Source organism: Shimia sediminis (genome assembly GCF_003990645.1).
Taxonomy (GTDB): Bacteria; Pseudomonadota; Alphaproteobacteria; order Rhodobacterales; family Rhodobacteraceae; genus Shimia; species Shimia sediminis.
In genome coordinates this window covers 49,753-69,688 of sequence record NZ_RYZK01000014.1, presented here as the reverse complement: position 1 = coordinate 69,688, position 19,936 = coordinate 49,753, and the positions used below count along the sequence as shown (strand labels likewise).

Annotated in this window: 16 protein-coding genes and 1 pseudogene; 9 read left to right on the top strand and 8 right to left on the bottom strand. The window is 56.5% G+C overall.

The features are described from left to right. Nucleotides 1–552, top strand: a 552-nt coding sequence (locus EK369_RS19865) for an IS3 family transposase (protein ID WP_127116018.1), incomplete at its 5' end; no start/stop codon positions are given. Between the two features lie 37 nt (nucleotides 553–589). Here EK369_RS19865 and EK369_RS19860 read toward each other — a convergent pair. Further along, nucleotides 590–1,506 (bottom strand): annotated as a pseudogene (locus EK369_RS19860) (IS3 family transposase); the annotation flags it as partial. 58 nt (nucleotides 1,507–1,564) lie between these two features. After that, nucleotides 1,565–2,314: a hypothetical protein gene (locus EK369_RS19855; protein ID WP_127116017.1), complete on the bottom strand. Its 750-nt coding sequence runs from the start codon at nucleotides 2,312–2,314 to the stop codon at nucleotides 1,565–1,567. Nucleotides 2,315–2,537: 223 nt separating this feature from the next. On the opposite strand from EK369_RS19855, the gene EK369_RS19850 reads away from it, so the two are divergent. Continuing rightward, nucleotides 2,538–3,836 (top strand): MFS transporter, encoded by a 1,299-nt coding sequence (locus EK369_RS19850; protein WP_164727059.1) that lies wholly within the window; start codon nucleotides 2,538–2,540, stop codon nucleotides 3,834–3,836. Next, nucleotides 3,833–5,512, top strand: coding sequence for an ATP-binding protein (locus tag EK369_RS19845; protein WP_164727058.1), 1,680 nt, complete (start codon nucleotides 3,833–3,835; stop codon nucleotides 5,510–5,512). Before EK369_RS19850 ends, EK369_RS19845 begins: the two co-directional genes overlap by 4 nt. Here EK369_RS19845 and EK369_RS19840 read toward each other — a convergent pair. The 4 genes from EK369_RS19840 to EK369_RS19825 all read right to left on the bottom strand — a co-directional run bounded on the left by EK369_RS19840 (nucleotide 5,482) and on the right by EK369_RS19825 (nucleotide 9,630). Beyond that, nucleotides 5,482–6,156, bottom strand: a complete 675-nt coding sequence (locus EK369_RS19840; RefSeq protein WP_127116014.1) for a response regulator transcription factor — start codon at nucleotides 6,154–6,156, stop codon at nucleotides 5,482–5,484. The genes EK369_RS19845 and EK369_RS19840 overlap by 31 nt on opposite strands. Nucleotides 6,157–6,618: 462 nt before the next feature. Beyond that, nucleotides 6,619–7,626: an ABC transporter substrate-binding protein gene (locus EK369_RS19835; RefSeq protein ID WP_127116013.1), complete on the bottom strand. Its 1,008-nt coding sequence runs from the start codon at nucleotides 7,624–7,626 to the stop codon at nucleotides 6,619–6,621. Further along, nucleotides 7,605–8,972 carry a sensor histidine kinase gene (locus EK369_RS19830; RefSeq protein ID WP_127116012.1) on the bottom strand — a complete coding sequence of 456 codons (1,368 nt, stop codon included), beginning with the start codon at nucleotides 8,970–8,972 and terminating at the stop codon, nucleotides 7,605–7,607. Before EK369_RS19830 ends, EK369_RS19835 begins: the two co-directional genes overlap by 22 nt. Next, the gene (locus tag EK369_RS19825) at nucleotides 8,965–9,630 is read right to left on the bottom strand and encodes a response regulator transcription factor (RefSeq protein ID WP_127116011.1); all 666 of its coding nucleotides are present in this window, start codon (nucleotides 9,628–9,630) and stop codon (nucleotides 8,965–8,967) included. Before EK369_RS19825 ends, EK369_RS19830 begins: the two co-directional genes overlap by 8 nt. A gap of 107 nt (nucleotides 9,631–9,737) precedes the next feature. Between EK369_RS19825 and EK369_RS19820 the strand changes: the two genes are divergently transcribed. The 5 genes from EK369_RS19820 (at nucleotide 9,738) to EK369_RS19800 (ending at nucleotide 17,503) form a co-directional block, all read left to right on the top strand. Next, nucleotides 9,738–10,724 (top strand): tripartite tricarboxylate transporter substrate binding protein, encoded by a 987-nt coding sequence (locus EK369_RS19820; protein WP_127116010.1) that lies wholly within the window; start codon nucleotides 9,738–9,740, stop codon nucleotides 10,722–10,724. 63 nt (nucleotides 10,725–10,787) lie between these two features. After that, nucleotides 10,788–11,270 (top strand): tripartite tricarboxylate transporter TctB family protein, encoded by a 483-nt coding sequence (locus EK369_RS19815; protein WP_127116009.1) that lies wholly within the window; start codon nucleotides 10,788–10,790, stop codon nucleotides 11,268–11,270. A 4-nt stretch (nucleotides 11,271–11,274) separates the two neighbouring features. Beyond that, nucleotides 11,275–12,789 carry a tripartite tricarboxylate transporter permease gene (locus EK369_RS19810; RefSeq protein ID WP_127116008.1) on the top strand — a complete coding sequence of 505 codons (1,515 nt, stop codon included), beginning with the start codon at nucleotides 11,275–11,277 and terminating at the stop codon, nucleotides 12,787–12,789. A gap of 531 nt (nucleotides 12,790–13,320) precedes the next feature. Next, nucleotides 13,321–14,301: an efflux RND transporter periplasmic adaptor subunit gene (locus tag EK369_RS19805; RefSeq protein WP_127116007.1), complete on the top strand. Its 981-nt coding sequence runs from the start codon at nucleotides 13,321–13,323 to the stop codon at nucleotides 14,299–14,301. Beyond that, entirely contained in the window at nucleotides 14,294–17,503 is a 3,210-nt protein-coding gene (locus EK369_RS19800; RefSeq protein ID WP_127116006.1) for an efflux RND transporter permease subunit, read from the top strand. The genes EK369_RS19805 and EK369_RS19800 overlap by 8 nt, the downstream gene beginning before the upstream one ends. A 215-nt stretch (nucleotides 17,504–17,718) precedes the next feature. On the opposite strand, the gene EK369_RS21865 is transcribed toward EK369_RS19800, so the two are convergent. Next, a complete protein-coding gene (locus tag EK369_RS21865; protein ID WP_164727057.1) occupies nucleotides 17,719–17,883 on the bottom strand; it encodes a hypothetical protein in 165 nt (54 codons plus the stop codon). Between the two features lie 184 nt (nucleotides 17,884–18,067). After that, complete coding sequence (locus EK369_RS19795; protein WP_127116005.1) at nucleotides 18,068–18,526, bottom strand: GatB/YqeY domain-containing protein; 459 nt, start codon at nucleotides 18,524–18,526, stop codon at nucleotides 18,068–18,070. Between the two features lie 182 nt (nucleotides 18,527–18,708). On the opposite strand from EK369_RS19795, the gene carA reads away from it, so the two are divergent. Next, nucleotides 18,709–19,863: a glutamine-hydrolyzing carbamoyl-phosphate synthase small subunit gene (gene carA, locus EK369_RS19790; RefSeq protein ID WP_127116004.1), complete on the top strand. Its 1,155-nt coding sequence runs from the start codon at nucleotides 18,709–18,711 to the stop codon at nucleotides 19,861–19,863. Nucleotides 19,864–19,936 lie beyond the last annotated feature (73 nt).

Genomic DNA, 19,936 nt, shown 5'->3' with positions numbered 1-19,936 from the left:
ACGACCGACAGCAATCACAGCTTCAACATCGCGCCGAACCTGTTGAACCGGGACTTCCTCGCTAACCGCCCGAACCAGAAATGGGCGGGTGATATCAGCTATGTCTGGACACAGGAGGGATGGCTCTATCTGGCGGTCATCCTGGACCTGCATTCGAGGCGGGTTATCGGTTGGGCCGTCAGCAACCGGATGAAACGCGACCTGGCGGTCCGGGCGTTGAACATGGCGATTGCTCTGCGCAGGCCACCAAAGGGCTGCATCCATCACACGGATCGCGGCAGCCAATATTGCTCACACGACTACCAGAAAATCCTGCGCCAGCGCGAGTTCCGGGTGTCAATGAGTGGAACCGGAAATTGTTACGACAATGCGGCGGTGGAAACCTTCTTCAAGACGATTAAGGCTGAGCTTCTGTGGCAGCGGTCCTGGCGGTCGCGCCGCGACGCCGAGCTGGCAATCTTCGAATATATCAACGGGTTCTACAATCCACGCCGACGCCACTCAGCATTGGGCTGGAAAAGCCCCTTGGCCTTCGAAAGAAAGGCCGCTTAAATGAGCAATCGGAGCGGCATCAAACCGTGACACGTCCAGGTGACCCTGGCTCAATGTAGGCGGTCTTGGCACCGACCGCTGCAATCCAATCGCGAACGGCCTGAGCAATGAACTCGGGACCGTTGTCCGACCGGATGTAGGCTGGAACACCACGAAGGATGAACAAGTCTGTCAGGGCATCGATAACCTCGGTCGAGTTCAACTTTCTCTTCACCCGGATCGCCAAGCATTCCCGGCTGTGCTCATCCAAGATGTTGAGCGTTCGGAACGCTTTGCGATCATCGGTTCGGTGATGCACGAAGCCATACGACCAGACATGGTTGCGATACTCTGGCCGCAATCGAACGCATGAGCCGTCATTCAACCAGAGCCGTCCTTTCTTGGGCTGCTTCATTGGCACTTTGAGCCCCTCACGCCGCCATAGGCGTTCAACACGCTTGTCGTTCACCCGCCAGCCCGCATCTCTCAGCAAAGCCGCAATCCGGCGATAGCCGTAGCGGCCATACTGACGGGTCAGTTCGATCATGTCGGCAACCAGCCGATCTTCATCGGCACCGCCCCTCGGAGCCTTGCGCTGCGTCGAACGATTCTGACGCAACACTCGGCAGGCCCGCCGCTCTGATATGTGAAACCGACTCCGCACATGTTCAATGCAGGCACGACGACGCGAAGGGCTCAGTAGTTTCCCCGTGCGGCCTCAGACAGGATCAGCTTGTCCAACGTCAGGTCCGATACCGCCCGTCGCAGCCGATCATTCTCCTTCTGAAGCCGTTTGAGTTCTTTCAGTTGGTCGGCTCCCATAACGCCATATTGCTTACGCCAGCGGTAAAATGTCTGCTCGGTTATTTGCACCTGGCGGATGGCGTCAACACGCGGCATCCCTTGGCCGCATAGCACCTCAACCTGCCGTAACTTCGTGACAATCTCTTCCGGCTTGTGTCGCTTGAATCCCATATTCGATCCTCCGATTAGCAACTATACGGGCGGACCACTTCAGTGGGGGAGGATCAATTCAATCCACACCGAAGGCACTCGACATTCCGACCGCAAGTGGGGACTCGCTTTGACCTTGAATGGTTATGTCATAAACCACAGTGGTCGTGTTGCCCTTGCCGTCCGAGATCACGAGCGTCACCGTTTCAGTTGCGCGCTCCCCTGCCCCGAGTCCGTCGTATGCATTACCCGGGTTAAACGAGACGCTTGTGCCTCCGCCGATTCCAATCTGGCCGATCTGGCTGACACCGCTGCTTTGCATATACAAAGTGCCACCTCCGGTTACGCTTGCCGACACCAGCTTTGCCGCGGTGCCGTGTAGATCAAAGAATTCCGCTTGGGTTTTCAATCCCTCGCCTTGTGGCGTTTCAGCGCCGTCATCCCGAATGATTACCACGGGGTCGCTGTTGGACGTCAAATCGAGTGTGAAGTCGTCAAATTGCAAGATCTGATGGCTGTGCAGAAAATCGCATCCATCCGCCCCTCGGACAAGATTCCAACACCCCCACCCAAAACAGATGACTTGATAGTCCAGTATCGAGCCCGAAAAAACCCCGACGTCCGAACCGCGCGCTACAGCCATCAAACCATGGCCACTGCCGCCTTCAACTGAGTCATCATCGTACCCGACAAACGTGAAACTTCCATGCTCGTGACCATCTCGGCCATCGTCATCGTGGTGGCTCTGACTGGAGTGTTGTTGTGACGAGTTTGACGCATCCGCGTCGATGTCTTCGTTCCTCAGATAGCCGTGTCCGCGATACCCCACGATAATTCTCCAATTCCACCAAATGACCGCTTTCGCGCCCCCTCCCAAATCCTCATGGAGCCTCCATGATCGGGGTGGCCACCCGCCAAAGCAGTTAAGTTTTAGAGACCCGTACCTATGCGCGACAATCACCCAAACGGGTGATTTTCCCGGGCGAAACAGAAAGTTGTTCCCTTGGGAACAACAATACGTTCAAAATGGTTTCAATGGCTTGGGGAAAGAAATGAGATCCACCGATCGGATTATGAATGGCTGGCAGCTTATCTGTTTCAGCGTCTTAAGTGCGCCGTTGGCAATGGTCAGCTTTGCAGTTGTCAGCTTTGTACCAACATTCTACGCCATAGACATGGGACTCGGGCTAACAGCCGTCGGTGCGATTTTTATGTTCGGCCGGTTCTTTGACGTATTCACCGATCCCCTGATTGGCGCACTGAGCGATCGAACGCGCAGCAAATGGGGGCCACGCCGGCCTTGGATGCTGTTTGCGTTTCCCGGAGTGTTGCTGTTTGCGTGGCTGTTGTTGTCCCCCGCAGAAACGGTAGGGCCCGTCTATCTGTTCTGCATGGTTTCCGGATACCTGTTGTTTGTGACCGCCTTTGACGTGCCCTATTCCAGCATCGGTTTGGAGATTTCGCCAAACGTGCACGAGCGCTCAGTTCTGGCGGGGACTAAGGCGGTGTTTCAGATCCTGGGAGCATTGATTGCCTCATTCGTGCCTGTAATCATCAGTGCCCAGATGGGTGCCTCACTTGGCACTTTGGCCATCTCATTCCTTCTCGCAATGCCCTTGGCCTTGGGGCTTTTCCTGATCTGGACCCCGCGAAGTGATCGACCAGTGGCCCAAAGGCATCCAAGCATGTGGCGCGCGTGGCGCAATTGCTTGCGGCAAAGTGCATTTCGCAAACTGATGATTTCCTTCTTTGCGGTGCAAGCCGCAAACGCAATGACAGTGGGTCTATTGGTTTTGTTCGTTACTCACGTCCTGCAAGCCCCTGGGATGGTTGGGCAAATGTTCCTCGCGCTGCTTCTGGCGACAGCGTTGTTTGTACCGCTCTGGATTTTCCTATCCAAGAAGATCGGTAAGCGAAGAACCTGGACAACGGCAATCTTGATCTGCTCTGCAGTTCTGCTTTCCAGCTATGCCGTTGGTGCCGGAGACGCCCTCCTGATGCAGGCCATTTGCGTTGGTTTAGGGGCTTGCATGACATGCGATGCGGTCATGCCGACCTCGATGCTGGCGGATATCGTGGCGCAGGACGAGGCCGAAAGCGGCCACCCAAGAGCAGCCAGCTATCTTGCCCTGAAAAACGCAGCCTCGAAAATGGCCTTTGTGGCGCCTATGGGGCTTGCATTTCCAATTCTGGGATGGGCCGGCTTTGACAAAACCGGAGCCAGCAGCCCCGACACATTCAGCATTCTCTTGTTCTTTTTTGCCGGATTGCCATGTGCATTGCGTCTAGCGGTTGCGGGGTACCTGTGGCGCGGTGCCAAGGATCACTGGACACACGCCTCACAGACATGAGCCAGACCTTTACCCCGCCAACTTTGGCAGAAATCCAAGCGGAAGAAGCCCACATGCTGCGCGATCGCGCCATGGGGTCTGCAAAATCCGTGTTTGTGCTGATTGGCGTGATCGCAATCAGTCTGGCCTCTGTTCACCTTTATGAAGAAGCTTTGATCTGGACGGGTCTTGCGTCGGCAATGGTTGCGGTCACCATTTTTTACGCGCGCTCTTGGTCACAATCAGAGGGCACCGCGAACCAGGTGAGCCGATACCTAATGGGCCATGTGGTGATTTCGTCGTGCACCGGTTTGCTCTGGTCTTTTGGCGCCATGCAATTGGCCAGTCCCTCGTCCGAACTGCAAACCTTCCTTGCCGGTCTCTTTTTGACATCAATTACCGCAGGCGGTGTCATGGCTGGGACAGTGTATCGCCCGGGCTATGTATCTCTCGCGCTGTGTTCGTTGCTGCCATTTGGGCTGTACCTCTTGATTGCAATGGATGGGGTACAGCGCATCTACGGAGGATTTATCCTATTTTACCTCACCTTCTGCATCGCCACCAATAAGACGGCCAGCAAAAAGACCCGAGAGGCCATTGGCGCGAAATTGATAAGTCGCCAAGCCGAAGAGGCGCTTGAGGAGTTCGCAGATGCTTCCAGGCTGCACCGCGCGACCAAACGTTCGGTTGAAGCCATTCAACACGACATGGCCCAACCGCTCTTGGCATTGCGCAATTTCCTGGCCGAGCTGGACCGTCAGGCCTCATCCCCGCAACAGGCCATATTGGCGCGCCAAATCCGCCTTGCGTTGGTCAGTCAGGAAGCGTTGGTTGAAGAGCTTGCCAACGTTGAACGCCCTCCTCTCGATCCGATAAGGTCAGAGGTCGACGTTGCAGAAATGCTCGCCCAACTGGACGATGAATACCAACCACAGTTTGCTACACAAAACTGCAAGTTCTCCATCGAATCCGAAGTGAGCGCTGTCGTTAGCGATCGGGCAAAACTCGAGAGAATTCTGAGAAACTTTCTGAGCAATGCTGTGAAATACGGTGCTTCAGGCGGCTTGGTGACGCTGTCAGTCCAGTCCGATGACCACGAAAGCCGATGGCATGTAGCCGACCAGGGACCAGGCATGTCTCTGGACCAAGTGCATGCGATACTGACAGAAAACGGCCCAAAACCATCGGACAATGGCAGCGGCTTGGGGTTGGGAATCGCACAGCACCTCGCACAGGAATTGGGTGGGTCGATTGCACTCAGCTCCACCCCGGAGCTCGGAACAACAATTTCGCTTCACCTGCCGCACGTAGAAACATTCGACACGTACGAACAGGCTTTCGTGATGTGTATTGGCCACGCAACTCTTCCCAATATGGGGGCATGGGCCGATCTTGTGTCGTCCTGGGTTTGGGAGTTTGCGCAGGCGAACACCTGTGATGAAGCGAAGCACCTGATCGAGGTTTTGGGGCAAACACCGGATCTTATCGTGTTGGATCCACCCGGCAGCCACCAGATACCAAGCGAGGACATATCGGCGCTAAAACAGCTCGCCCCGGTCATTCGTTTTGTCCGAGAAACACCAGAACTGCCCTCGCACATGCCCCCGGGATCAGTCATTCTGCCCAAGAATGAACGCGACCTGCGACGAGCGCTTGAACAGGCTCTTCAGAACAACGCCAATTCCCGGGCTCTTTGAACCGCAGCTGTGCGACCACCGACCGAGAGTTCCCGAAAAATGCCCTTGGCGTGGGTTTTCACGGTATTTTCACTAATTGAAAGCGCACGAGCGATGTCTTTGTTGGTACTGCCATCGGCCATCATTGAAAGGATACGAAGTTGTTGCGGGCCAAGCTTTGGCCGCACAATCGTGTCTGTTCCATCGGCTTTGAACATCGTGCGACGCGTGCCTTTGCGAACCGAGTGCGATGGCAAGGGTCCGGCTTCAAATGCGGCCTGTATGGCATCAAGCAACACCTGTTCCTCGCACGCCTTATGCACAAAGCAAAATGCGCCCACCATTTCAGCATTGCTGCGCGTCATTGCATCTTCGGAAGCCGAGAGAACAATGACCTGTACTCCGATACTGCGGGCCCGTAACGCCGCGATGAGGGCAATGCCATTGACCTGCTTCATGGCAAGATCAGTTATAACGACATCGTAGTTTTGGCCGCCATCAACGCTTTCCAGAAAGTCGGTCGCAGAGGTAAAGCTGTCGACCCGAAGATTCAGCGCACAATTGGCAAACACATACAAAAGCCCTCGTAAGAATAATGCATGGTCATCAATTATAGCCAGTCGGATCGGTTTGATCGTGCTTTCCAATGCCTCCGAACCGGCCATGACCCCGTTGCCCCTTATCAAAACAGACCACGCCGTACGACGGCGTAGTCATATCTCTACGTGCCAATGACCATCAGTTCAATGTCGACACACTTCAGTTCCGCATCTTCCAGTTGGTAGGCAACTGATACAACACGCGTTTTCCAATGCCCAAATGCAAATACCAGATCTACTGATCCGAACCCGATTGCTCGATGGGAACAGGCGCCAATACGCAGGAAGCCGATCGAAGATGGCTTCGAACTGGTTCGGTTGCAGGAGACTGCAACTGTCCTTGTCGAACATAGTATACGTTTTTTACCGTCGTGAGAGAATTGCGGTCATTGCTCTGCCGCCCATCATAACACTGTGCCCCCTTCGAACCGGCCCCTCCCTACCCCGGCAACATCCTTGGTGCGGCAAGCGCACGCGTCGCGCCTGACGCCGACGGCCACAGTCCGGCAACAAAAAAGACTGGTCTATCTATTGCAGAACTGCGTCCATCCATTCCTTGATGAACGTTCTTCTCTTGAGTGTGTCGAGATACGTCATCAACGCGGGCTCGAGCGCGATAACTGACGGGCTGGCGCCATCGTGCTTCGGATCCAAGGGCGGCAGCGGATAGGACTTTGTCGGGGCAATGGTCGTTTGCATTTCGATCATATGACGCATGAAATCGCCTGCAGCGATTGGGTGCGGCGTGTCTTTTGAAACAAAGCCGGTGCGCATCATGGTTGTCGGGAAATCGGAAGGGAGGATGATTTCGAAACGGTCGTCCGTTTTCTGGCGCGTGGCGGCGTAGCTGCCCAGGACATTGTAGGCAACCAACAGACGCCCAGAGGCAACGTCATCGATCATTTCTCCGGAACAACAATAAAGTCGGGCGCCCAATCCCCCCATCACCTCCATCAGGCGCCAATAGGTTTCCGAGGCGCGCGCGTCCTGGGTTGCAAAAAGATAACCGACCCCGGATTGGCGAACGTCGTAGGTTCCTAGTTTACCCCGAAACAGATCAGGATCAGAGCGCAGCACCTGGATCAGTTCCTGACGTGTGCGTGGGATAGACTTGTTTTCGAATGCGGCACGGTTGACGACAATGGTTGCCGGTTCTGACGTGAAGGCAAAAAGCCGCTGTCTCCACTGCGCCCACTCCGGGTGCTGGATGTCGGGCTGGGCAAGCGCAAAACCGTCATTAACCAACTTCAATTGCAGGTCCATCGCGCTGGAGATGATGATGTCGAACTTGTCCGGGGCGTTGCTGAAGATCCCGGTGATATCGGCAGTGCCGGTAACAAAATACTCAACCGACCAAGTGGGATTGTCCCTTAGAAAACCGGTGATGATCGGTGCAAAAAACGAGGTGTCTGTACTGGACAGGATGCGCAACGATTGTGTCGCCGCCACGCCGTTAAAGACTTGGCGGTCCTCCCAGTCCTGAGCGCCTGAAACAACCGGCCAGAGGCAAAGGATCAGAACAACAATGTAGCGCATGCTCCGCCTCCCGGAAGATTGGACAGTATGAGTGTTCCGTTATGGGCTTCGGCCACATCCTGGGCGATGGTCAGCCCCAACCCCGACCCTATGATCCCCTTGGAATTGTGGCCGCGCGAAAAGCGTGAAGCCAGGTCGTTGATCTCATCCGGAGGAAACCCCGGCCCCTGATCTCGGACTTCAATCCTGGGTGCGGGTAAAGCCGTCACATGAATGGATATTTCGCTCTCGACCGGAGAGTACTTCAGCGCGTTGTCGATCAGGTTGCGAATGGCGTTTTGCAACAGGATGGTATCGCCCGCAACGACGACACAGTCGTCTCCGGTGATCTGCAATGCGATGTCTTTCATCTGGGCTACGGGTGTGAGGCGCAACACCAGCTCTCGCATCAAGTTGACCAGATCGACGTCTTCACGTTCCAATTGGTCAGCCCGAAACGTGATCATCGCATGGTCCAGAAGCTGGCTTGCCGCCCGCGAGCTTTCATCAATCGCCCGTATCATGGCGCGCAATGCCTTACGATTTTCTGCCTGATCGACCCGTTGCAGCGTGGCCTCGGCGTGGGACCGAACTGTCGCCAATGGTGTGCGAACACGGTGCGCAGCCTCGGCGATGAAGTCTTCGGATTGTTTGAGCGAGGTGTCGAGCCGTGCCATCAGGTGGTTGAGAGAGGACACCAACGAGGTCATCTCTGCCGGAACCGGGCTTGTGACCGGGCTGAGGTCTTCCGGGCCGCGTCGGGTGATCGAAGTCGTCAGGCGCCGCAAGGGACGGATTGTCTTAGAGGTCGCCCAAAAGGACAAGATGACTGTCAGCAGGAAGAACCCGCCCCCAAACAAGGCGACGTTTCGGGAAATGCCGTTCAGCGTCACGGCCAGCGCGTCCTGTGTCTGGGCAACGGAGACCGAGACAACTGTGCGTGTATCAACCCCGACCAGGGTTCGCGCGGCTGTCGCCATCCGGATTGGTGCGCCCCCAAGGGCGGTAGAACGATGCACCGTTACAGACCCTGACTGAGCGGTCGGCACCGGCAAAGTGTCATAGCCCGACAATAGGGTGCCATCCTGATAGATGGCATAAAACACCCGATCGTCTGCGCGGGTACTGAGCATTGACAGGGACGCATAAGGAAAGTCGACCTCGATCGCGCCATCCCGCAGGATTGCGGCATCCAAAATGGATGTGACTGACGCAGCCAGAATGCTGTCCTGACCTTGCTGCGCGATTTGCGCCGCATAACCGCGTACGACAACGAACAGCAGAATGGCCAGTACGGCAGCACCACCGATCAGGGTCAGCGTCAGACGATTTCTCAGCGACCCGGAGATGTTGACCGTGTCAGTCATGGTCCAGCTTGTATCCCAGACCCCGCAGCGTCGTAATCCTGAGCGTTGAAGCCTCCAGATGCTTGCGGAGACGACCGATGTAAACCTCGATCGCGTTTTCCGAAACGTCCTCGTCATAAGAAAACAACCGATCAAACAGTTTGTGCTTGGGAAAAATCTGCCCCGGGGCGTTGATCAGCAGTTCCAGCAGGCGCAGTTCCCGATTGCGCAGAGTGATTGCAACGCCATCAATCGTCAGGCTGCCCGCGACCGGGTCAAACGACACATTCCCCAGCTGAATTGTGCTCTGCCCTGTGCCTGTCTTGCGTCTGAGAACGGCCCGGCACCTGGCCTGAAGTTCCTCATGATCGAAGGGCTTGGTGACGTAATCGTCGGCACCGAGATCAAGCATGCTGATTCTGTCAGACACCTGAGAGCGCGCTGTCAGAACTATGACAGGCGTGTCCTTTTTTCCGGCGCGATGTCGTTTCAGAAAGGTGCGCCCGTCGCCATCGGGCAACATGATGTCAAGCAGGATAAGATCGTAGTCATCCGTTTCAGAGTAGGCAAAGGCATCTTGAATTCTGCCAGCGTGATCAACAACATGCCCATCCATCCGCATGCGGGCGCAGATAGCGTCTGCCAATTCGGCGTTGTCCTCGACCAGTAGGAATTTCATGCGCAAAGCACCTTTTTCAGGCACGTGACAGGTCTGTGTCAGGTTGAAGTGTTTCTCTCCATCAACTGAGCCGTCTTTCGGACAGTTGTCAAACTCTGGAGGAAACCATGACGACATTCTCAATCGGCCGCCGTGCTTTGATGGCAGCAGCTGTTGCCGCTATGGCATTCACAGCCCCGGCAATAGCCGACGGGCACAAGGTGCTCGACAGCATTCACTTCCTGATCCCCGGCGGTGCCGGTGGCGGTTGGGACGGCACAGCCCGCGGCACAGGCGAGGCTCTGACCAAAGCGGGCATCGTTGGCAACGCGTCTTACGAAAACATGTCCGGTGGCGGTGGCGGCAAGGCCATCGGCTTTCTGATTGAGAACGCCGACAGCAACCACGGGACGTTGATGGTCAACTCGACCCCCATTGTAATCCGCTCGCTGACCGGAGTGTTTCCGCATAACTTCCGCGATCTTACCCTGGTTGCCGGGACCATTGGCGACTATGCTGCAATCGTCGTAGGCAAAGACAGCCCGATCAACTCGATGGGTGACTTGCTGGCAGCATTTGATGCCGATCCGCGTGGTACTGCCATTGGCGGAGGATCGGTTCCAGGCGGCATGGACCACCTCGTGGCGGCAATGGTGATGGAAGCCGCGGGCAAAGACGCCTTGGCCGTCAAATACATCCCCTATGATGCTGGAGGCAAAGCCATGGCCGCGTTGCTGTCTGGCGAAATCGCAGCGCTTTCTACCGGTTTTTCTGAGGCCGTCGACCTGGCAGCCGCCGGTGAAGTCAAAATCATCGGCGTGACTTCGGAGGACCGCGTTTCTGCAGCACCGGACGCCATGACCATGAAAGAGCAAGGCATCGACACGACCTTTGTGAACTGGCGTGGCTTTTTCGCAGCCCCCGGTCTGCCAGCGGATGATCTGGCCATGTACCAAAAAGCGCTGGCCGCAATGTACGAAACCCCAGAGTGGGAAGACGTGCGCGCGCGCAACGGTTGGGTGAACATTCACAACTCGGGCGATGACTTCAAAGCCTTTCTCGAAGGTCAGGAAAAGGCCATCGGCGACCTGATGAAAAAACTGGGTTTCCTCTGAATCCAGCGAATGCAGCAAAGGCAGAGCAGGCGACTGCTCTGCCCGTTTTGACAGGAGAGAAACATGGCACTTGATCGCTGGATTGCGCTGGTTCTGGTCGGAGTTTGTCTGGCTTATGGCTATGCCGCCTGGTTCACGATGGACGGTTCCTTGGCACCGTTCATGAAACGTAACCCGATCTGGCCAAGCACTTTTCCCAAGGTCCTCTCCGTCATCGGCTTGATTGCTTCCCTGACTATCCTGCTGGGTCTGGAAAAAGCGGAAGAAAAAGAAGCCGACATAGATTACCGCCGACTAGGTGACTACCATTTGGGACAGGCGCTCTTTCTGCTTGGTCTCATGGTGGCCTATGCCCTGTGCCTGCGGCCTCTGGGCTTTCTTTTTTCGACATCGGCCTTTTTGATCCTTGGCTCGTTCATTCTGGGCGAGCGTCGGTGGATCGTGATGGTTCTGGTTTCACTGACTGCAACGCTGATCGTCTGGTACCTGGTGCAACAGGTGCTCGGCATCTACCTGCGCCCGCTGCCCGGCTTTATCGGAGGATAACAACATGCTCGAAGGACTTTTGATCGGCCTGCAAACGGCCCTGTCCCTTCAAAATCTTCTGATGGTAATTGGTGGTTGCCTGATCGGGACATTCATCGGCATGCTTCCGGGCCTTGGCCCGATGTCCATCATCGCCATCATGATTCCAGTTGCGATCTCGATGGGCGACCCCTCGGCGGCATTGATCTTGTTGGCCGGTGTGTATTATGGCGCGATTTTTGGTGGCTCGACCTCGTCCATTCTGCTGAACGCTCCGGGTGTTGCAGGCACGGTTGCCTCCAGTTTCGACGGCTATCCAATGGCCAAACAGGGCAAAGCGGGCAAGGCATTGACCATCGCCGCCATCGCCAGTTTCGCCGGGGGGAGCATTGGCGCGCTGCTTCTGATGGTGTTCGCGCCGGCGCTGTCCTCGGTTGCTTTGCTGTTCCACTCTGCCGAGTATTTTGCACTGATGGTGGTTGGCCTGTCGGCCATCGCGGCCTTTGCGGGCACCGGACAGGTGGCCAAGGCGCTGCTGATGACCATCCTCGGCCTGATCATGGCCACGGTCGGCGAAGGCGCCCTTTTCAACCTTCCGCGTTTCACCATGGGCATCATGGACCTGCAGTCAGGTTTTGGCTTTATCACCCTTGCCATGGCGATGTTTGCTTTGCCCGAGGCGCTGTTTCTTGTGCTCAAGCCAAAAACGCAACAAGAAGGACAAGACGGAGAAATCAAGGATCTGCGCATTTCTCGACAAGAGGCCAAGTCCATTGCGCCGGTAATTGGACGCCAGTCGATTCAAGGCTTCTTTATCGGCGTTCTTCCAGGCGCAGGGGCAACAATTGCCAGCTTCTTGGGCTATGCGGTTGAACGCAACATCGCCACCAAGGAAGAGCAGGAAGAGTTCGGCAAAGGCTCGATCAAGGGTCTGGCCGCGCCGGAAACCGCCAACAACGCGGCCTGTACCGGATCCTTCGTGCCGCTCCTGACGCTTGGCATCCCCGGGTCAGGCACTACGGCGATTCTGCTGGGCGCCCTCATTGCGTTGAACGTTACACCCGGTCCACGCCTGATGATCGACGAACCTCAGATTTTCTGGGCGGTCATTATGTCGATGTTCATCGGAAACCTGGTTTTGCTGGTTCTGAACCTGCCGTTAATTCCCTATATTGCAAAGGTTCTGTCGATCCCACGCAACTATCTGATCCCCTTTATTCTGTTCTTCACCTTGATGGGGGCTTACATCGGCCAGAACAATGCAACGGAGCTGCTGCTGCTCGTCGCCTTTGGCATCTGCGCTACCGCGTTGCGGTTTGCGGACTACCCACTTGCGCCGTTGCTGATAGGGTTCATTCTGGGGGGGATGCTGGAAGACAACTTTGCCCGCTCGATGCAACTGTACGATGGAATTGGCTTCATTTGGGAGCGTCCCCTGACACTGGGCCTGTTGGTGATCGCCGGGTTGTTGGTCATCCTTCCCAGCTACCGCGCGCGCCGTGCTCGTCTTAGGGCTCAAGGGGTCGCCGACGGGGACTGAAGGCACACCCCAAGTTTGCACATGTTGGGGACGTCTTGAGCAAGCTTTTTGCGCATTCCAGCGCGATGGAGAACAAGGGGGTCGCACGGGCGTATCATATCGCATCGTGCGGATTGGGTTTGGCAGCAGTTCGCAGCACTCTGGCTGCTAGGATGCCGACCCTGTCTTTAGCTTTGGCCCTAAGTCGCGCAAACCCCTTGGCACAAAGCTCGTCTTGTGCACCTCCATGAGCTGAGCATGGCGTAGAGTAAAAGCATCCCATTTTTCTCATTTTGCCTAGAGACTCCCTTGAGACAAAGAAAGCCATCCGAACGCCCCGATGTTCAGATCCCTACGTAAGCTGCGAATTGTCGTCTGCTCATCTTGATGCCGCAGGAGATCGACGGTGTCGAAACGGAAGCACACGCACAACGACAATCAGGACTTTTGATACCTGCGGTAAACAGACATCTTTTAAAATTCAAAAAGCGGAATACATTGTACCTGCGACTACTCCCGAAACCCTAGAACTGACGATTCGGAGACGGAAATATGAAAACGCTGGCACTCGTGGCAGGATTTATCCTGTTCATCTCTGGATGGCCGATGGTGTCGACCGCAGAGGAATCCCGCCTGGTCGAAGTTCAGGAATGGAAGGCCGTCTTTGCGCGCATTGAGACCCGAGACCGTATTGCAGCAAGAAGTCAGCTTGGCGGCATCTTGAGAAATATCGAGGTCTCGGAAGGTGACACTGTTTCCGAAAATGAAATCATTGGTCTTGTCCATGATGAAAAGCTTCAGCTTCAGATGGTGGCAATCGAAGCAACGATGGTGTCCCTAGAGTCCCAATTGAAGAATGCCGAGACAGAACTGACCCGTGGCGAAACGCTGCTGGCCCGCGGGAGCACGACGACTCAGCGCGTCGATGGATTGCGAACAGAAGTTGAAGTGCTGCGTGGGCGGATAAGCACTGTTTCCGCAGAGCGGGACGTGGTGGTGCAGCGGATGCAAGAAGGCACGGTTTTGGCGCCGGTAAGTGGACGCGTGTTACAGGTTCCTGTTACCAGAGGTTCGGTGGTTTTACCCGGTGAGCCGGTCGCTGTCATCGGTGGTGGCGGCTTCTATCTGCGCCTGGCAGTCCCCGAGCGGCACGCTGCAAATCTGGTCCAGGGCGATCAGATACGTATCGAAGGGACTGACCCCGCCTACATGGGTACACTCGCCAAGGTTTATCCCCTGATCGAAAACGGCCGAGTGATCGCTGACGTTGAAGTCGATGATTTGGCGACTGATTTTGTTGACGCCCGCGTGCTCGTCCGCCTGCCGATTGGCACCCGCAGTGCACTCGTCGTACCGCAGGATGCTGTGCGATCTCGCATGGGTTTGGATTTTGTGACGGTCAAAGGACAAGACGGCTTGGGTTTTGAACGGGCGGTTGTGCTGGGTATGTCCCACGATATCGAAGGTAAGTCGGTAATCGAGATTCTCTCAGGTCTGCAACCCGGTGAAACTCTGGTGATGAACCATGACTGAGGGATCGCCAAAACACCCTTTGGGCATCGCCGGTGGCTTGACCAAGGCGTTCATCCAGTCTGCGCTCACGCCTCTGATGATCGTTGCGGCGCTTGCGGTTGGCCTGGTTGCGCTGGTCAGCCTGCCCCGCGAAGAAGAGCCACAAATCTCGGTTCCATTGGTCGACATCCACATTCAGGCACCGGGATTGCGTGCGGAGGATGCGGTCAAGCTTGTGACCGAACCCGTCGAAAGCATAATCAAAGGTCTGAACGGGGTCGAGCACGTCTATTCCCAGACGCAAGATGATTACGCGATGATCACCGCCCGTTTTCTCGTGGGCACTGCCTCGGACACTGCGATCTTGCGTGTTCACGAAAAGATCCGCGCAAACATGGATCGCATTCCCTTCGGAATTGATGAACCCCTGATCGTCGGGAGGGGGATTGACGATGTGGCGATCGTGTCCCTGACATTGACGCCCAAAGGTGACGGCCAGAACATCACCGCCAATGACCTGACCCGTGTTGCGCGTGAGTTGCAGGTGGAACTCACAAAAATTGGCGATGTAGGCTTCACATACATAGTCGGAGAAACATCCGAAACCATTCGCATTTCCCCTGATCCCGAACGGCTTGCGCTATACGGCGTGACGCTGCAGCAACTTGCCGGCAAAGTCGAAGGTGCGAACCGGGTGTTTTCGACCGGCATGGTGCGGGATGCTGGCCAGCAGATCATGCTTGTCGCAGGCAACACGCTGGAAACACCGTCTGAAATCGGCAACCTGCTGCTGACAAGCCGCGACAACCGGCCAGTGTATGTGCGTGACGTTGCCACGGTGGAGTTTGTTGGAAATGGCTCGGAAAAGATTGTCTCGAACGTAACCCTTGACGAGAACGGTGAATTTCGTCGGGTTCCTGCGGTCACCCTGGCACTCGCCAAACGCGCAGGTGCGAACGCGGTTACTGTGGCGGAGGACGTTTTGCACAGGTTGCATAGTCTGGAAGGTCATCTCATTCCCGATAGTATCGAGATCGAGATCACCCGTGACTATGGCGAAACCGCCGATGAAAAGGCCAATGAGCTGTTGTTTCACCTAGGTCTTGCCACGGTGTCCATCGTTGGGCTTGTGCTGATCGCAATTGGCTGGCGCGAGAGCATCGTGGTCGCTGTCGTCATCCCGGTTACTATTTTGCTGACCCTCTTTGCGGCCTGGATTTTGGGCTACACACTGAACCGCGTTTCATTATTCGCGCTGATCTTTTCCATCGGCATTCTGGTGGACGACGCCATCGTCGTGATTGAGAACATCGCGCGCCACTGGGCCATGCCCGGAAAAGGGGATCGCGTCACCAAAGCTGTTCACGCTGTGGCCGAAGTGGGCAACCCGACCATCGTGGCAACGCTGACCGTTGTGGCGGCTTTGCTGCCCATGTTGTTCGTCTCTGGCCTTATGGGACCATACATGAGCCCGATCCCCGTGAATGCCTCGGCGGCAATGATCTTTTCGTTCTTCGTGGCCGTCATCATCACCCCCTGGCTCATGGTCAAGGTCAGCGGGAAAGCACCAGCGCATCATGCCCACCAGGGCACCCATTCCGGCGGAGCACTTGGGCGGATTTATGCAACTGTGGCCAGGCCGGTTCTGGCTTCGAAAACCACAAGCGGTCTGTTCCTGCTCATCGCAGCTGCGCTTTCGTTTGGCTCGCTCACGATGCTCTACACCAAGGATGTGACGGTCAAACTGCTGCCGTTTGACAATAAATCGGAGCTGTCCGTTGTTCTGGATATGCCAGAAGGGACCGCGGTTGAGGACACCGACGCGGTCGCGCAACTGGTGGCGCGGACTGTATTGGAATTGCCCGAGGTTCTGTCGGTTCAAACGCATGCCGGCGACGCCGCGCCGTTCAACTTCAACGGCCTTGTCCGACACTACTACCTGCGCGAGTTGCCACATCTGGGCGACGTTCAGATCAATCTGGACGCAAAGCATCACCGCGACCGCACGAGCCACGAAATCGCCTTGGACATCCGAGAGCGGCTTGCGAAACTGGACTTGCCCACAGGCACCAGCCTGAAGACGGTTGAACCACCCCCAGGGCCGCCGGTAATTGCGACCCTTCTGGCTGAAGTTTATGGCCCGGATCCCGAAACCCGGCGTGAGACGGCCCGCAAGATACGCGCCGCGTTTGAAAGTGTTCCCTTTATTGTCGATGTCGATGACAGCTTTGGTGAGCAGCCGCGAAAGTTCCGTGTAGATGTATCGCCGGACCAGCTCGAGTTTTTCGGGGTGCAGGAGACGGATGTGTTTTCGACACTTGCCATCCTGAACCACGGCACCCTGGTTGGGTATTCCCATCGCGGCGAAGGACGATATCCGATCCCGATCCGCATAGAACGTGGTAAATCCGAAAAGGTGGTTGATGAGCTGTTTCTTTCGACACCTGTCCCCGCCAACGTCCTGCCGGGAGCCCGCGGTGTGGTCGAGCTTGGGGACGTGGTTGATATCGTGGAAGAGCGGGCCTCATTCCCGGTGTTCCGCCACAATGGTCGCGCGGCTGAAATGGTCATGGCTGAGCTTGCCGGAACCTATGAAAGCCCGCTTTACGGGATGCTGGCGGTGTCGGAGGCTCTGGATCACATGGAGTGGCCAGAGGGACAGAAACCGCAAATCAAGCTGATGGGTCAGCCCGCAGATGAATCTCACCCGACTTTGCTCTGGGATGGCGAGTGGGAGGTGACAGCCATCACGTTCCGCGACATGGGGGCGGCTTTTGCGGTTGCTCTCTTGGGGATTTACATTCTTGTTGTGGCCCAATTCGGGTCTTTCAGACTGCCTCTGGTCATCCTGACCCCGATCCCCTTGACGTTCCTAGGTATCATGCTTGGGCACTGGTGGTTGAATGCCCCGTTCTCGGCGCCTTCGATGATCGGGTTTATCGCGCTGGCGGGGATCATTGTCAGAAACTCGATCCTGCTGGTGGATTTCATTCGCAATGCTGATCGTGAGGGAAAATCGGAACTGGATATCCTGATCGAAGCGGGCGCAATCCGGTTTAAACCGATCCTTCTGACAGCAGTGGCCGCCATGATCGGCGCAGGTGTGATCCTGTTCGACCCGATTTTCCAGGGGTTGGCAATCTCGCTCTTGTTCGGTCTGCTAAGCTCAACACTGCTGACGGTTCTGGTGATCCCGGCCATCTACAGGGTGTTCAAAACTTAACCAACTGCACAGCGTCCCAGTTTGTTGCTATCGGGATTCTGGCCCGCTGGAGACGAATGCGAACCGGACACGTTCCATTTCCATGGGACCACCTTTGTCTGCCCTGGATCGGCAGGCTTCCTAAGACAATATGGTTCGATAATGACCCAATGCGCATCGGTCAAAACTCTTAGGGCCAGAATTGCTCTCTTTTGTTTGCAACCTTGGCTCAGAAGTCAGAGGATTTGGAAATCCCGCACGCCAACAGACTCTAGAGCATCAGACATTTGTTCTGCGACATAATTGGCTGCGCTGAAGTAGGCGTTGCATTCTTCTGTCAGGGACAGGTGGCATATGTCGCCGATGGCTCGGGTCAAGGCGTCGAAGGTTTTGTCGGCCATGCGTCTGAGGCGAGCTTTGAGCTTGGAAAATGTTCATTTCGATCGGGTTCAGGTCTGGCCTAAGGGCGGCAGGAACCACTGTAGTTGGGCGGCGATTTCCTAACATGCAGCCCTTGGTGCAGCCGCACAGAATTCACACCTCGTCCACGGAGCAGACGGATCGCCCAACTACAGCTGAAACAAACTACCCCAACCGGTCCTTGACCATTGGCCCTACTTTGCCGAAATCCATCTGCCCGGTGTATTGCGATTTCAAGGCACCCATGATCTTGCCCATGTCGCGGATCGAGCTGGCGCCGATCTCTGCAATCGCAGCGTCAATGGCAGCAGCGATCTCACCCTCGTCCAACTGTTTGGGCAGGAACTCTTCGATCACCGTGATCTCGCCCAGTTCACGCTCGGCCAGGTCCAGACGTCCGCCTTCTTCGTAGGTGCGGGCACTTTCCTGGCGTTGCTTGACCATCTTCGAGAGGATCTGCAGGACTTCGTCCTCACCGACCCCATCCTCATTGCCTTCGCCACGGGCCGCGATATCACGATCCTTGATCGCCGCACTGATAAGCCGCAGGGTCGACAGCCGGTCCGCTGCGCGGTCGCGCATGGCCTGTTTCAGGGCCGTGTTGATCTCTTCTCGAAGGGACATTCGCTTTGCCATTTGCCGTTAAAGTCGAAACCCGGACCATATATAAAGCAGCCTCACGAGGCAACCGGCCAGTCATTTTTCTAAGCCATTGATTTTTAAGGATATCCAATTTCCCCTCTCCCTTGACGCCACACCTCAGCCGACGTAGTTTCCCGACAATTTGTCAGCCGGAGAGTCGCCCCATGGTCCAGGATGCCCAATCCACCCCTACCGCATGTCTTGCTCTCGCCGATGGAACGCTGTTCTACGGGCGCGGTTTTGGCGCCACAGGAGACACGGTGGCCGAGCTTTGCTTCAACACCGCGATGACCGGCTATCAGGAAATAATGACCGACCCCTCTTATGCGGGCCAGATCGTGACCTTCACCTTCCCCCATGTCGGCAATACCGGCGTCAATCCCGAAGATGACGAGACCGCTGATCCGGTCGCTGCCGGCATGGTGGTGAAATGGGACCCGACCGAACCGTCGAACTGGCGCTCGGTGGATACGCTGAACAACTGGCTTGCGGCGCGCGGCCGCATCGCCATCGGAGGCGTCGACACCCGCCGCCTGACCCGCGCCATTCGTCAGCAGGGCGCGCCGCACGCTGCCCTCGCCCATGACCCCGATGGCAACTTTGACACCGAAGCACTGATCGCCAAGGCCCGCGCCTTTTCCGGCCTCGAAGGTCTGGACCTCGCCAAAGAGGTCACCTGCGCGCAATCCTACCGTTGGGACGAAATGCGCTGGGCCTGGCCCGAGGGCTACAGCCGTCAGGACGACCCAAAGCACAAAGTGGTCGCGGTCGACTTTGGCGCCAAGCGCAACATCCTGCGCTGCCTCGCCTCGGCGGGCTGCGACGTGACCGTGCTGCCGGCCACCGCCACCGCCGAAGAGGTGCTGGCCCACAGCCCCGACGGTGTTTTCCTGTCAAACGGTCCCGGCGATCCCGCCGCAACCGGCACCTATGCCGTGCCGATGATCCGGGACGTGCTGAAAGCCGACATTCCGGTCTTTGGCATTTGCCTTGGCCACCAGATGCTGGCGCTGGCATTGGGCGCCAAAACCATCAAGATGAACCACGGCCACCACGGCGCCAACCACCCGGTCAAGGATCACGACACCGGCAAGGTCGAAATCACCTCGATGAACCACGGCTTTGCAGTTGACAGCCAGACCCTGCCTGACGGTGTGGTCGAAAGCCATGTCTCGCTGTTTGACGGATCGAACTGTGGCATTCGCATCGCAGACAAGCCGGTCTTTTCGGTCCAGCACCACCCCGAAGCCAGCCCCGGCCCGCAGGACAGCTTTTACCTGTTCGAAAAGTTTGCCGACTACATGGCCGCGCGCGCCTGAAGCAGAATTAACGCCCGTTAACAGCACGTTAACCTTGTTTCCTGCATAGTCCCCAAGGACCTTGTGGGGACTG

Bases quoted from the DNA above. Each gene is read 5' to 3' on its own strand.
- carA (WP_127116004.1), top strand. From the start codon at position 18,709: ATGGTCCAGGATGCCCAATCCACCCCTACCGCATGTCTTGCTCTCGCC.
- EK369_RS19835 (WP_127116013.1), bottom strand. From the start codon at position 7,626: ATGCGCTACATTGTTGTTCTGATCCTTTGCCTCTGGCCGGTTGTTTCA.
- EK369_RS19850 (WP_164727059.1), top strand. From the start codon at position 2,538: ATGAGATCCACCGATCGGATTATGAATGGCTGGCAGCTTATCTGTTTC.
- EK369_RS19805 (WP_127116007.1), top strand. From the start codon at position 13,321: ATGAAAACGCTGGCACTCGTGGCAGGATTTATCCTGTTCATCTCTGGA.
- EK369_RS19815 (WP_127116009.1), top strand. From the start codon at position 10,788: ATGGCACTTGATCGCTGGATTGCGCTGGTTCTGGTCGGAGTTTGTCTG.
- EK369_RS19795 (WP_127116005.1), bottom strand. From the start codon at position 18,526: ATGTCCCTTCGAGAAGAGATCAACACGGCCCTGAAACAGGCCATGCGC.
- EK369_RS19840 (WP_127116014.1), bottom strand. From the start codon at position 6,156: ATGGCCGGTTCGGAGGCATTGGAAAGCACGATCAAACCGATCCGACTG.
- EK369_RS19825 (WP_127116011.1), bottom strand. From the start codon at position 9,630: ATGAAATTCCTACTGGTCGAGGACAACGCCGAATTGGCAGACGCTATC.
- EK369_RS19820 (WP_127116010.1), top strand. From the start codon at position 9,738: ATGACGACATTCTCAATCGGCCGCCGTGCTTTGATGGCAGCAGCTGTT.
- EK369_RS19800 (WP_127116006.1), top strand. From the start codon at position 14,294: ATGACTGAGGGATCGCCAAAACACCCTTTGGGCATCGCCGGTGGCTTG.
- EK369_RS19845 (WP_164727058.1), top strand. From the start codon at position 3,833: ATGAGCCAGACCTTTACCCCGCCAACTTTGGCAGAAATCCAAGCGGAA.
- EK369_RS19810 (WP_127116008.1), top strand. From the start codon at position 11,275: ATGCTCGAAGGACTTTTGATCGGCCTGCAAACGGCCCTGTCCCTTCAA.
- EK369_RS21865 (WP_164727057.1), bottom strand. From the start codon at position 17,883: ATGGCCGACAAAACCTTCGACGCCTTGACCCGAGCCATCGGCGACATA.
- EK369_RS19830 (WP_127116012.1), bottom strand. From the start codon at position 8,972: ATGACTGACACGGTCAACATCTCCGGGTCGCTGAGAAATCGTCTGACG.